Below are 13,555 nucleotides of genomic sequence, written 5' to 3' on the forward strand. Positions count from 1 at the left end.
GCATAAGGATTTATTTGATGTACTTCTTTTAATACATAATAAGCAGAACGGGGATACAATTCATAGATTCCATTCTCATTGGCTGGCCCTTTGGCACATATCCCAAACCACTCCTCATTCATGTTGTTCTCCCCTTTTTCAAAGTCTTTTGTATATCCGCCGTTAGCCCATGAAGCATTGGTATCATGAATGTCTAAATTAGTGGTCTGACCTGCTTTCCACCAGCCATCGCTGAATTGAAACGTAAATCCTCCAAGCGCGTTCTGGGCTTTTCCTAATCCGGCTGCATTTTGATAGATTTCCTTCCAATTGTTTTGCAGGTAGTAAGCCTGCGACTTTTGGTCTTCCTCGTTAGTAATTGCATTAAAGGCGTCTGCTCCGAATTCTGTAAATAAAACAGGTTTTCCATATTCCTTTTTTACACGCTCGAAAAAGTCACCAAACGATGCGCCTCTGTACACATTAGACCCGAGAATATCGAAGTCCTGACATTCTTTAGATATGATATCCAAAAACAGCAGATCACCGTTACAAATTGCAATTGGGTGAACAGCATCTATTTTTTTCATTGCAACCGCGGCTTCATTAAACAACTTATACATCGAAGAAGCGCGTTTCGTAGATTTTCGATCTTCAATAGGAATGTTCTCTGTCTCAGCTCCGTCCCAAAACAAGCCATAAGCATTTTCGTTACCTAGTAAAAACAACAACAAGCCTTTGGTATCTTTATATTGCGCTGCCATTTGATTAACCTCTTGAAGCAGCAAATCGTGAACTCTGGGGTCAGAGTATTCCGTATTTGGAAACCAAGCACCGTTTAATGTCAAACCATATCTGCCGAAACTGTGGTTTAACATTGTATGTATGCCATAATTTACATAAATGTATTCGATCCATCTTTTTGGAATTCCCGTATATACTCGTATCGTATTTACACCCATGTTTTTGAGCAAAGGCATTTCATTATCCAATGCTTCTTTGATTATGTCATCAGATTGACTCCATAAACTATAAGAGTAATTTTTCCCAATCGGATAATAATCCCAGTTCATCCCGTTTACAACAAAATCTTTTCCATTGACAACAAGTTTTGTCCCTTCATTATTCTTTTCAATTGATACTTTATCGGCCTGCGCATAAATACCCGAAGAAAAGCAACAAAAGATTAGTACTAAAATATTTTTTTTCATACAAACTACTTGATTTAATTGATTGCTAAAATTTTAAAGAGATCGATAGATTAGACTGGCCCTAATTTCTCTGTGAAAAGGTAAATATATCTGATTGAACCATTAAAAGTCCAAAAAGAACCACAACAAAAAATATACAATGCGAAAAAATCGTATAAAATTATAATTATTTGAAAATCAATGTGTTGAAATCGGATTCAGAAAAAAAAGCATTGACCAAAAAACAATTTGTGAAATATAGAACCTTAATGTTGTGGTGTTGTATAGGTATTTCTAAGACAATGGATTCCAGCTTATTGCATTTAAACCGACAAAATATACTCAACCAGGCCTTGTTCATGGGGTAAATCCATTTTCTTACGCAAACGATATCGTTTTATTTCTACACTTCGCACAGAAATATTGAGCAATGGAGCAATTTCCTTCGAGGAAAGGTTCAGTCTCAGGTAGGCGCACAACCGCAAATCATTCGGCGTTAATAATGGATGTGCCTGTTTTATTTTTTTTAAAAAATCTTTATCCGCACTGTCAAATGCTTCCTGGAAAACATTCCAGGTATCGTCTTTTGAAATGTTTTTATTGATTGTGGAGATAACAGATTTAATTCCCCCGCTATCGCTTTCTGAAGTTTTCTTCAGATCTTCTTTGATGAAAGCAAGCAGTTCATTTTTGCTGTTCAAACTCATTGCAGAAGCCACTAACTCTTTGTTAATAAAATCCACATCCTGAGAAAGCTGCTCGTTTTTAATCCGCATCAGTTGTTTTTCATTTTCCAGTTCCTGTATTTCTAATAATAGATTGTTCTCTTCAATCAACTTATTGCTTAGATTCTTATAATATCTTTTATATTTTTTGTGAATGAACCGCGCCAGGATAAACGATAAAATAAAATAGATAATAATAGCCAGGTTGGTTCCATACCAGGGCTTTAAAATTGTAAAGGAATAAGCGGCTGTGTTTTCAGGATTTGAATTGGCAGACTTGGCTCTAACCTTAAATACATAATCTCCGGAAGCTAAGTTTTTGAAATTTATTGATGATTTTGTACTCCAGTCGCTCCATTTGTCCTCAAAACCTTCGAGCATATATTGATATTCCGCATTGAAATATTTATTGTATTCTGGAATGGTAAAACTAAAAGTAATATTGTTCTCTTTAAATTTATAGCTTCCTTTTTCCTGAATCGGATTATTTCTTACTGTCGCATTTAATGCATTTGAAGCGATATTTGTAATCGAAACTTTATAATTCCTTGAGGTTAAATCATTAATATTTATAGTATAATAGCCATCAGTAGTCCCAAAAATATAATTGGAATTAGTCAATTGTGCTATATTTTCGTACCCCAGCATCGAATTGGTCAAGGAAACCGGAATCGGTATCGTATTTTGTTCGAGATGACCGCTTAGTTTACTATGGGAATAATAACTGATATGATTTTTTGAAAACAACCAGATCTTGTTGGTATTGTCTACAATCATTTTGCCCGAGGTATATTCATCTTTCTCAAAAACCGAACTCAATAATCTGTCTTTATTGAATTGTTTTGTCCTATCGTCTAATTTATAAACACCCTCCTTATAGGCGTAGTAAATTGAATTGTTATACCGTACCAGGCAGGAATTTTTCCCTTTTGAAGGCTTGACATAAGTGGTAAAAGAATTTATTTTCAGCAATTTAGCATCAGTCTCTAATCTGAGAACACCTTTATATTCATGGCTTACATAAATTTCAAAGTTATGTGTGATTTCGAAATACTTTGATGAATAATCAAATCCTGAAATCTTGTTTCTGAAGTGCCACTGATTGTTGGTTTTTTCTAAAACTGAAATACCATAATAATTTCCCTGCAGCAATAGATTCTTTTGCCCGGGTACTGTCCCGAATTTCCACGTTCCTGATTTTGAAAAAATGTGTCGAGATTTCCCGTTTTCAATTACAAAAGTGCCCCTGTCATGGCCGCAAAACAAGCTCCCGTCATATCCATACAAAGACCAGACTTGCCCTTTAGTGCCATCTATGAATTGGAACTCCTCATTGCTTTTATAATTTTTAAAAAACAATCCCTGATTTGTTCCGATGTATAATTTCCCCAAATGAAGTATTGAACAATAAACAGTACCCAAAACACCCGAATTATCAACAAAATTTTTAATTGGGGATTGCAAATTGATACAGTTGATACCGTTGTCCAAACCTGCCCAAAGATTTTTATCATGATCCTCGAACAACGACAGTACAGTATTATTGCCCAAACCTTTACTTTGTGAGATATGGTATTTTTTCTTTCCTTCTTTGGTTAATATAAAAATTCCCTCCGAAACGGTGCCGATTGCAAAACTCCCGTCAGAAAGCAATTCACTACTGTAAACGCTGCTCACAGACAATTCAGCATCGGCTTCAGTTGAAAATTTTGACAGTTCTGTTACGATTAATTTATAAAAACCATTGGACTGCGTCGAGATAATCAGTTCGTCTTCTGCTGAAAAAATATTGACAATTCTATTATTTCTCAGATCTGGACTATTGGAAATCAAGCGACTTTTCCCGGCTTCAATTTCGAATAGTCCTCCGCTTCCGGTTTGGTAATAAATAGAATTATTGGTCCTGAAAGACTTAATGATACCATCTTTAGGCGCTATTATTTTAAACGTACCTGATTTCGAATCAAAAATATAGATCCTGTCCAGTGACTGGAAGATAACCCATTGATCATAATTCAGAATATTCCAGAATTGCTCATCCGCAAGGATGCTCTTTTTTATGGACCCGCTCAGGGAATAGTATTGAAGCATCCCGTCCGCTTTTCTTGTCCAATATCCAAATTCCATATAAGAACCAGTATAAATACGGTCATCGATTACTTTTACAGAGCGAAGGATGGTTTCATTTGGTGAAGGATATAAAGTCCAGGCACTGCCGTTGAACTCCAGAAGACCATCATTATTGGCCGAGAATATAAAATGGTTTTTATCCTGAGATAGCATCCAGTTCTGATTTCCCGCAGCATAAACTAAAGGTGAATATTTTACTATCGGCGGTAACTCTTGGGAGAAACTCAATAAAAAATTAAGTAGCAGCGCACAAGTAAAATAACCTTTGAATTTATTTTTCAACATTGAAATGGAGTAAAAAGAAAAATTTTAATAAAAATATTAATAATTTTTGGATTAAATCAAATATTATGTCATAAAAAAGCACGTTTCTTTCAAAACGTGCTTTTCATAAAACAATCTAATTTACATTATAACAACTATTTTTTCAAAACCTTAGTAGTTTCAGTTTTACCTTCACTTGTAGTTTGTACAATATAAAATCCTTTCTGAAGATTCGAAATATCTAAAGTGGCAATATTTGACTCAGGATTTTTGGTGATTACTTCTTGTCCTAATACATTGTAAACCGAAATTTTTTCTATGGTACTGTTAGCTTGAATAGTTAACTCGCTTGCAGCCGGATTTGGATATACCTTCACCTCTGACTTGTTAAAGGTCGTCGTTGCTAAAGGAAGTCCTTTGTACAAATAAATATTGTCAACGTAAACAATACCTAAATTTGATGTGATGATAAATTGAGCCAAATCATTTCTCAAACCAGCAGTCCAGCTCGTCAATGGCATGTCTAATGAAATCCAAGTTCCAGGATTTGGATTAGGTAACGCTGGATTGCTTGCATTGGTTGTAGAGAATTCTATAGCCGAAACTTCTCCTGCGCCACCGCCCCATTGAGAAAATTTCATATTGAAACTTTTATCCAATGTTGGCGTAGCAGTCCAGATATCAATATGGAAACGTTGCATTAAAGTTGCGTCAAGATGGTGACCCGCACCGCTGAAATCTACTCCGATAAAGTTATTAAAAGTAATTTTCTTTGTGGCGTTACCTGCTACTATCACATCCTCTATATCCGAATCATCCCAAGGAGCAGACCAGGAATCAATAGGAATATTGGTGTAAGCATTGCTGAAAAGAGAAAAGACATCTGCAGCATTTCTGTTCGGTGGAGTCGGCGCAGCCTCTAATGGGATAGCTGTTACTACTAAAGTACCTGTTACGCTGCCTGCCAAATAAGGAGGTGATGCAGCCTGATTTGCCGTGATGGTTGAAGTTCCTGCTCCAACTATAGTTACTGTATGACCGGATATTGTAGCTACTGCCAGGTTGCTGCTGGTATATGAAAAGGCACCTGGACTGTCACTTGTAGGGTCTGTTAAATCAAAAGGAAGATCTCCAACATATTTTGCCGGTACTGTAAGTGGACCAATTACAGGTGTACCTGCAGGAGCAGCTGTTTTCCAGAAGTATAAATTATCAAGATAAATTGTTCCTCCGTTTCCGCCGTCAAATTTAAATTGGATTGTGTTGGTTAAGTTACCGGTAATACCTGCTACCGGAATATCCAATGATTGCCATGAACCTGCTACGCTTGCAATAGCATGTGGCACTTCAGGCCCCGAACTTATTACAAATACATTCGGACTTTGATTATTGGTCCAGACATCAACGTGCAAATATTCCATATTGGATATATTTTGTGGTGTTCCAGCCCAGTCTGTTCCTTGATAGTTAAAATTAGCATACTGAAGCACATTGTTTCCGCTAATCGATATTTCGCTTACGACGGTACTCTGGCCCCAGTTCGGGTTGGTATTTACCCCCGGGATATTTGCATAAGATGACCCATAAATAGAGATGACATCTGATGCAACCCGTGCAGGTGGCGTTGGTGCTGCGCTGCCCGGCACCTGGGCAATTCCTAATGACGATATCATCAGAGCAATTAAAAAAGTAATTTTTTTCATGATGGGTTAGTTAGATATTTGAAATCCAAATATACCTCTTTTGTTTGTAAATTGATTTTAAGATATATATACAAAAACTATACAAAATAAATTATACGCAAACGTTTGAAACAAGGCCTGTCAACAGTATTCCTAGTATAAACGACCATATTCCAAAATCTACTGTAATTAATATTTGTTGTGGTAATGTATAGGTAATCTTATCCTTATTAAATTGCTTCAAAATCAAATTATTATTTGCACATAATAATAAATGGTAATCAGAATTAAATAATAGTAATTATTCACAATTCCTTATTCCGGATTCAAACGTTGATACTTCTACGAATATGGAATTATGATTTAGGGCTAATATGAGCAATTTTTGGGCCCTTATAAAAATGGCTGTAATAAGTCGAACCTAAATATTTTTTACATAAACCATGACAGAAGCGGACCACAAATAATGAATTAGCAGATATTCTCTTTTTCGTAAGAAAATAATTAAAGGAATGATAATTAAAAGACTTGACCTAGAATGTAGGGTCATATAATACAAAAGCCGAGCTAATTTTTTAAATAGCCTTTTTGGTGGCATTTGGAATTGGAAACAAATTGTTATTTTTGATGGTATGAGATTATTTTTCACTTCGACTATTTGTTTTTATTATTTTCTAAACAATTAAAGGAATCAATAAAATATTGTAAATCATATAAATATACGGGATCAAATGAGTCTTCAGGCATTTGAGCGAGTTGAACAAAATTTATGTTCTTGTGAGGCGAAATTCCTCAAAGTAGATTTTGCAGTATTATGAAAATTGCTTGTCTTAAGGTCTTTGTATCGCAATACAAGTTGTAATTTTTTAGATAGATTATGATATCAAACTTTTGGATTTCTACATCATGCCCTAATGACAAAAATTTGAGTTCACTTGCTTTTAAACCTATTTTTCCTGATGACCTAAGGCTCCTCTAGATTATTCATTAGTTCTTCAATTTCCTCAGAAGGTTTGATGAAAGCACTGAATTTCCAAGTTCGTAGTTTTGGTGCATTATCAACTAAATCAATGACTTTTCTGAAATTATCAGGATTACCATTAGCCGTTATGATAAATTCGGTATTTTCGGTGGGATTGTTAGGCAGGACAAGTATGAAGCCAATTTTTTTGCTATATTATTTTAAGTTTTTATCTAACCAAAACTGGATTTGATTTTGTTTTTCAGGGGGTTCTTTGCTGCAATTTTTTATCGTTTGTTAATTCGTAAACGTTTTTAGGAGGAGGTTCCTCCTTGTCGGGATGACAAAATTGAGGTATAATGATTTTTGAATTCCCCCGAATTGTATCCCTTTAAAATGAGAAACTATGAATAATTTGATATCCCGCAAATGAAAAAACCCCACTAAATAATTAAATTTAGTGGGGTTTGCTTCGTTTTGTATTTCTACTGGCGGAGAAAGAGGCTCCGCTGACCTTATATTGACATCAGTGTTTTCAAGGCTTCCCAACGTTTACAAATCCGTAGGGTAACTCATAGGGTAACTGTTTTTTGAAGCTTTCAAAGTACTGTTGTAAATGTATTAAAAAAAGGATGGAATAATGAAAAAAAAAGCGGTTGTTTATCCTCCCTGAAATAAGATATTGTATTTTTCTTTATATACATCTGAAAGGGAATAAATTATGCGTCGTTCTAAAATAGGTTAACTAAAAAAATTTACAACTACTTTTTTTGTGAAATAAATAAGAAAATCGTACAAGAGAACCAGCCAAATGAACTTTTTTTACACACAAGAGAGGAAATGCAATTGCTGAACTTAGAATATATTTGTGTTTTTGAATCAATTATAAGTTTAAGTAATTCAGTTGCTATTTACTTGCCAAATAAGGATATTTAAATCGCCATTCCAATGAATCTGACCAATTATTTTCCTTGAAATAGAAACTCTTTACCTCCCATTCTGTGAATATCAACTGTTGCTTCATTCCCCAAATTACTTCATTATTAATTTAAAAATCAGTATTTTGACATTGGCATCCATAAGTTTGAATTTTAAATAATTGATAAAAAACGAATATAAATATTTCATTTTGTTTTATAAGGACATACCACCTGACGCTTCAATTCGTTGACCTGTTATCCATTTTGCATCATCGGTACACAAGAATGCGATTATACCTCCTATATCATCTGCCTGACCAACCAGTGGAATTGCAGTAATTGATTTAAGACATGCCTGTACTTATGGATTATCTCTCGTGTGACCGCCACCAAAATAAGATGCAATTACACCAGTTACAACAATATTGACTCTAATATTGGAGAATTCAGTAACCTAACGCAACAAATGATAAATTTTATCTTTGTTGAATTATGGAAAAGAAGTTCAAGCGAAACAGATCTACGATTACCAAAGAAGTAAAACTTTGAATATTAAAACCTACTGATATCTACAAGGCTGATTTAGTATATTGGTATGCTTTAGAAATCAATAAAAGCAAACGAGTTCAGGACAAAATAAACTCACATCCTAAACTTAAACTTTTAGTATCCAGAAGTTTAAGTTTAGAAACAAGTCCTGAATTAATGGATGGACAAATCAAGGTATTATATCCAAATATCCCCTATAATTTCCATTTCTTACGAATCCATTTATAATTCAAGGCAATCCTATTTAGGTAAAAAACTAATCAAGCTTCTGCCCTATCATCATCACAAAAGACAAGACAAAAGACAAGACAAAAAAACAAGAACCAGAATCAACAACCAAAGTGCATTGACCTCAGAGAAGCAATTGGACATCGGGAAGGAGATTTAATGATTGATATGGGACAAAAAAGTGCCGTCGCAAAAGTGGTAGAACGAAAAACGAGATATACTTTCATTATAAAAATTGACAATCGAATACATAAGAAAAACAATGACTTACGTATTACGGAATGGAAATGGCAAATCATAAATGCCCTCAGAGTATATAGGAATAGACATCTTTTCGCTCATCCTTATTCTTCTTGGGAACGAGGAACTACCGAAAATACCAACGGACTTATCAGACGTTTTTTTCCTAAAGGAACTGATATTTATAACTTAACAAATCAATAATTGAAACAATTATAGAACAACTTAAACAACAGCCCAAAAAAAGGTTTTTTCTTCGTATAATGTAATGTATTGATAACTGTAAGTGTCGTTTTACTCAATAGTATTAGAATATATTACTCTAGAAAAAAAACCAAATAAAATTAAACAACTAACTACTAACTAATAGACTTACAAATTAAAACGTGATAATCCGTATTCATTAGCATTAATAATCTTTGAATATACATGAATTTAGGATTATATATTTTTAAAATTTATACTTAACGTCTATTGTTTTGTATAAATTCCACTATTATTTTGGCTTTTTGGATTTATTGTTCTTCTATTAGTCATTTGAAATGATCTTGCCGAATAGATTTTTTTTCTCGGCTGTTCATTTTATAACTTTAATAGTACATAAATAAAAATTCATCAGATAATAATTGAGAAATAAACATATCAGAATATGCTATATATAGTATCAAAAAATAAATTAAAAGGCGCTTTGCTCAATATTAATTTTGATTTATTCGTAAATTTGTTTATTTAAAAAACAAAAAAGGATGACTCATAATTTTTTTAAAGATAGCCCGTTCAAGACGCTTATTTCATTTCATATACTAATTGAAGCTTTAGAGGAAATTGCTGTTAGTGATGTGGACTATCGATCTAATTATGCCAAAGCTTTACTGAAAGAAATTGAGCCTTTTCCTGAATTTAGAACCGGTATTGAGGACTTAAATTTAATTTTGGAAAATGAAACCTTAGTTAAACATTTGCTCGCCGATTTATTCCCGACAGCTTTAACAAAGAATGAGATTAAAGCGGTTACAATTCCATTTCAGAATTTTTCCTTTAATTATTCTGAAAGATTTAAAAAAATAGTTAATGAAGCTGGTGTATTATTTGACATGGCAATCCGTGATTTTGATTACCATCAATTCTACATTATGAGTTGTACGTTGATTTTGAATGAATTCTATGGTCAAAAAATCGACTTCAATAAGCCTTTATTTTATGACATACCAAACGCAAATGGTATAATGAATCAATATCGCATTTTATACAATGCTGACTTTATTGAAATTATACCAACAGATAGCGCTCCAGAATTAACTCCGGATGATATCGACTTATTGATAGACAATTACGATAATATTGATTTATGGCAAGAGAAATTTCCCGTTGAAAGTTGGATATTAAAAGGTTTTGGTATCGCAATTCTTTTTGATGCCACAACAGAAAGTTCCATTTCTAAATTAAAAAGTAATCTTTTGAAACCTGAAAAGGAACAAGTGATATTACATGAAAATTTTGAAGCTATTTTTCGCTCTATATTTAAAATTGCCGATTTAAAAGTTGGTTTGATTATCTATGATCCTGAAGAAGATAAATTTACAAAAACTACTTTCAACGATAATAGCCTTAGTAGTTATATTCTTTCCATTGAACAAGAAGTTGATTGCAAAAATGCCCTTTTGGGTTGTTCATTTGAAGATTTATTGGAAAACAAAAAGACAATAGCCATTTCCAATGTTGAAAAATTTTCTTTATCATCCGGAAATGAAATACTTGGTAATCATTTATTAAAACAAAACATCCACAGTTGTATTTTTGCTCCGATTGTAAAAAACGATAATCTTTTAGGAGTTGTAGAGCTTGTTTCGGCCAGTCCCAGAGTACTTAACAGCATAAATGCCTGTAAATTAGATTTAATTTTACCTTATTTAATAGATACAACAGAACGTTATACAGCTGATAAAAAAAATCAGTTGGAAGCTATTATCCAAAGAGAATATACAGCCATTCATCCCAGTGTATATTGGAAATTTAGAAAGGAAGCCCTAAAATACTTTGAAACTTTTAGTCAAAACAAAGACTATATCTTTAAGGAAATTGTGTTTAAGGAAGTGTACCCTTTGTACGGGCAAATAGATATTAAAGGTTCATCTGCGCACAGAAATGAAACCGTAAAGGATGATTTAAAAAATCAATTAGAAACTTTAATCCAAATTTTTGAAAATCAAAAATCAAATACCAATCTGGTTTTATTGGAACAAAGAAAATTTGAATTGCAATCCTTGCATAAACAACTTGAATTTCCATTAAAAGCAGATACGGAACAGCAAATTCAACTTTATATTGAAAATGAAATCCATCCAATTTTAAGAAATACAAAAACGGATTCAACCGGAGAAGTATTGGAACAAAAATACTTTGAAAGTCTGGATGAAAAAACCGGGCTTTTTTATCAGGCGAGAAAAAAATTCGATAATGCAATGTCCATTGTAAATAAAAAATTAGCTTCTGTCTTAGACAAAAAACAAGCAGAAGCACAAAATATTTTTCCACACTATTATGAGCGTTTCAAAAGTGATGGAGTAGAACACAATCTTTATATAGGTGCTTCAATTGCGCCAAACAAAGATTTTGACATTATGTATCTTCATAATTTAAGATTATGGCAATTACAAACGTTGTGCGAAATGGAATTAGAACACCATTTACTCAAGTCTTCATTGCCTTATGAGCTCGATGTGACTTCATTGATTTTAGTATTTAGTTCCCAAATTTCTATTCGATTTAGAATGGATGAAAAACGTTTTGATGTAGATGGAACTTACAATGCCCGTTACGAAGTAGTCAAAAAACGTATCGACAAATCCAACATCAAAGGCACCAAAGAAAGAATAACCGAAAAAGAGAAAATTACCATCGTATATTCTCATAATAACGAGGAAACCGAATATTTAAACTACATAAAATTTTTACAATTCAAAAACATATTAGAACCCACTATCGAGCAATTTGAAGTTGAGGAATTGCAAGGCGTTTCGGGTCTGAGAGCCATTAGAGTGAAAGTAATTAATAAAAATATAGAACTTGATTCTAAAAATTATTCCTATCAGGATTTATTGGATGAATTGCATTAAGCCTAACTATTTAAAAGTAATCACAAAACCAAATTTGAGCATAAAATCGATAAGAACCACCAACATTATCGATAAACATGATTTACTTTTCATTGAATAAGGACTAACAAAAAAAATCGGGAGCAGGTCCCGATTTTTTTTTATATTTTCCTTTAGAGTATTTAGTTTTTGATAAACCTTTTAGTGGTATTTACGCTATCCCCTTTTAATTTCAATATATAAAATCCGTTTGATAGAGTACTGACATTGATTTGCTCTGTATTTTGGCCGGAAATCAAATCTTTTTGTGCCAATACTTTTCCTGAAGCGTCTAGAATGCTATAGCCATTATATGCTTTATTGCCAGACAAATCCACTGTAAGGATATCACTTGTAGGATTTGGATAAATAGTGATAGCCTTTTTGCCGGATGTAGGATTTTCTATACCTAAATTACAATTCGTAGTACTGTTTACCACAAGCGGCAGGCTTTCATTGTTGCTGGTGCTATTCGGACAGAAATCAGGTGCAGCAAATACATGATAAGTTCCAGGGCCTGTAACTAAATAATTTGTTGCATTGGCGCCCGGGATAGCAATGCCATCTTTAAACCATTGGATACTGGCATTGTATGGGCTGTTGACCATAATATTGAAACTACCTCCTGAACACAATAAGTAACTTTCATCCATTGGGTCAAATGTCACATCCGCGTTAAGATCATACGTTAGTGTCATGCCAATCCAGGCATAGCTGTCTATCTGAATTTCATTGGATTCATAAGTCACGCCGTTGAGCGTCGCTACTACCTTAAAAAGGGATTGGTCATAATTGTACCAATCATAAGTAAAAGAGGACTGATTAGCCCCACTTATAGCTACATAGGGATCACTAAGAAACCAAAATTTAGAGTACCATTGATAAGTGTCATAAGTCTGGTTAACTACTGAAGCCGTTCCGTTTGTCCATGGACAAAGCATAAGATCACCTTGAATTTGTGGGGTTTGGCCTAGAGATTTTCCCATGGCGCACAAACAAAAGATAAGGAGTAAAATTCTTTTCATAATTACTTTTTTAAAGGTTAAAAATTAAGCATAATCGTTTTTTGATTGGACAAATTTAAAAAAATGAGTACAATCACCATGAATTTAGTAACGACAAATAGTGACATGGCGAAGGATAAAACGTGACATATTGTAATGAAAATAAAAAATGAAGTCTGCCTTTCAGCAAGTTAATGTTTCGACGCCCTTTTTGAATCCAATCGGATAGAAGTTTCTTTTAAATCTCTAGTGATTTCTCTGAAAATCGGCTTCAAATGGAGAATAAGCTGATTGATACAATTACTATACAAAAGTTGTTTTTGCGTTTGTTCCATAATTCTTATGAGTGTCATGCACTGGGTCAGGATACTATTAAATAAAGAGTAATCCAAAATGGCTTAAATGGGGTATTGATAACTGTGCCATTTTTTGCATGAAAATAGGACGAACACGCATAGCATATAAATACACCTGTGGTGAAACAGAATTTTATTTATGATGGATAATTAAATTTATTTGAATTATAAATATAAAGAAACCTGTTTAAAA

General features: G+C 33.4%; 8 protein-coding genes. 3 read left to right on the forward strand and 5 right to left on the reverse strand.

What is annotated here, in order from left to right:
- From VI621_RS10030 to VI621_RS14830, 4 genes are all read right to left on the reverse strand, one after another.
- Positions 1 to 1,190 (reverse strand): glycoside hydrolase family 2 TIM barrel-domain containing protein (locus tag VI621_RS10030; RefSeq protein ID WP_324218249.1); only part of this gene is annotated, 1,190 nt, incomplete at its 3' end.
- Positions 1,191 to 1,492: 302 nt separating this feature from the next.
- A complete protein-coding gene (locus tag VI621_RS10035) occupies positions 1,493 to 4,309 on the reverse strand; it encodes a helix-turn-helix and ligand-binding sensor domain-containing protein (protein WP_324218250.1) in 2,817 nt (938 codons plus the stop codon).
- A 134-nt stretch (positions 4,310 to 4,443) separates the two neighbouring features.
- Positions 4,444 to 5,991, reverse strand: a complete 1,548-nt coding sequence (locus VI621_RS10040) for a T9SS type A sorting domain-containing protein (protein ID WP_324218251.1) — start codon at positions 5,989 to 5,991, stop codon at positions 4,444 to 4,446.
- Between the two features lie 2,074 nt (positions 5,992 to 8,065).
- The gene (locus VI621_RS14830) at positions 8,066 to 8,191 is read right to left on the reverse strand and encodes an SDR family oxidoreductase (RefSeq protein WP_414655493.1); all 126 of its coding nucleotides are present in this window, start codon (positions 8,189 to 8,191) and stop codon (positions 8,066 to 8,068) included.
- Positions 8,192 to 8,560: 369 nt separating this feature from the next.
- Between VI621_RS14830 and VI621_RS10045 the strand changes: the two genes are divergently transcribed.
- The 3 genes from VI621_RS10045 to VI621_RS10055 all read left to right on the forward strand — a co-directional run bounded on the left by VI621_RS10045 (position 8,561) and on the right by VI621_RS10055 (position 11,984).
- Positions 8,561 to 8,788 carry a hypothetical protein gene (locus VI621_RS10045; protein WP_324218252.1) on the forward strand — a complete coding sequence of 76 codons (228 nt, stop codon included), beginning with the start codon at positions 8,561 to 8,563 and terminating at the stop codon, positions 8,786 to 8,788.
- Between the two features lie 8 nt (positions 8,789 to 8,796).
- Positions 8,797 to 9,072, forward strand: coding sequence for a hypothetical protein (locus tag VI621_RS10050; protein ID WP_324218253.1), 276 nt, complete (start codon positions 8,797 to 8,799; stop codon positions 9,070 to 9,072).
- 542 nt (positions 9,073 to 9,614) lie between these two features.
- The gene (locus VI621_RS10055) at positions 9,615 to 11,984 is read left to right on the forward strand and encodes a GAF domain-containing protein (protein WP_324218254.1); all 2,370 of its coding nucleotides are present in this window, start codon (positions 9,615 to 9,617) and stop codon (positions 11,982 to 11,984) included.
- Between the two features lie 161 nt (positions 11,985 to 12,145).
- On the opposite strand, the gene VI621_RS10060 is transcribed toward VI621_RS10055, so the two are convergent.
- The gene (locus VI621_RS10060) at positions 12,146 to 13,027 is read right to left on the reverse strand and encodes a T9SS type A sorting domain-containing protein (RefSeq protein ID WP_324218255.1); all 882 of its coding nucleotides are present in this window, start codon (positions 13,025 to 13,027) and stop codon (positions 12,146 to 12,148) included.
- Positions 13,028 to 13,555: the final 528 nt, after the last annotated feature.

Origin of the sequence: Flavobacterium sp. (assembly GCF_035292545.1) — a bacterium.
Classification (GTDB): Bacteria; Bacteroidota; Bacteroidia; order Flavobacteriales; family Flavobacteriaceae; genus Flavobacterium.

Coding starts and splice junctions, on each gene's coding strand:
- VI621_RS10050 (WP_324218253.1), top strand. CDS start 8,797: ATGGGACAAAAAAGTGCCGTCGCAAAAGTGGTAGAACGAAAAACGAGA.
- VI621_RS10055 (WP_324218254.1), top strand. CDS start 9,615: ATGACTCATAATTTTTTTAAAGATAGCCCGTTCAAGACGCTTATTTCA.
- VI621_RS10040 (WP_324218251.1), bottom strand. CDS start 5,991: ATGAAAAAAATTACTTTTTTAATTGCTCTGATGATATCGTCATTAGGA.
- VI621_RS10060 (WP_324218255.1), bottom strand. CDS start 13,027: ATGAAAAGAATTTTACTCCTTATCTTTTGTTTGTGCGCCATGGGAAAA.
- VI621_RS10035 (WP_324218250.1), bottom strand. CDS start 4,309: ATGTTGAAAAATAAATTCAAAGGTTATTTTACTTGTGCGCTGCTACTT.
- VI621_RS10045 (WP_324218252.1), top strand. CDS start 8,561: ATGGACAAATCAAGGTATTATATCCAAATATCCCCTATAATTTCCATT.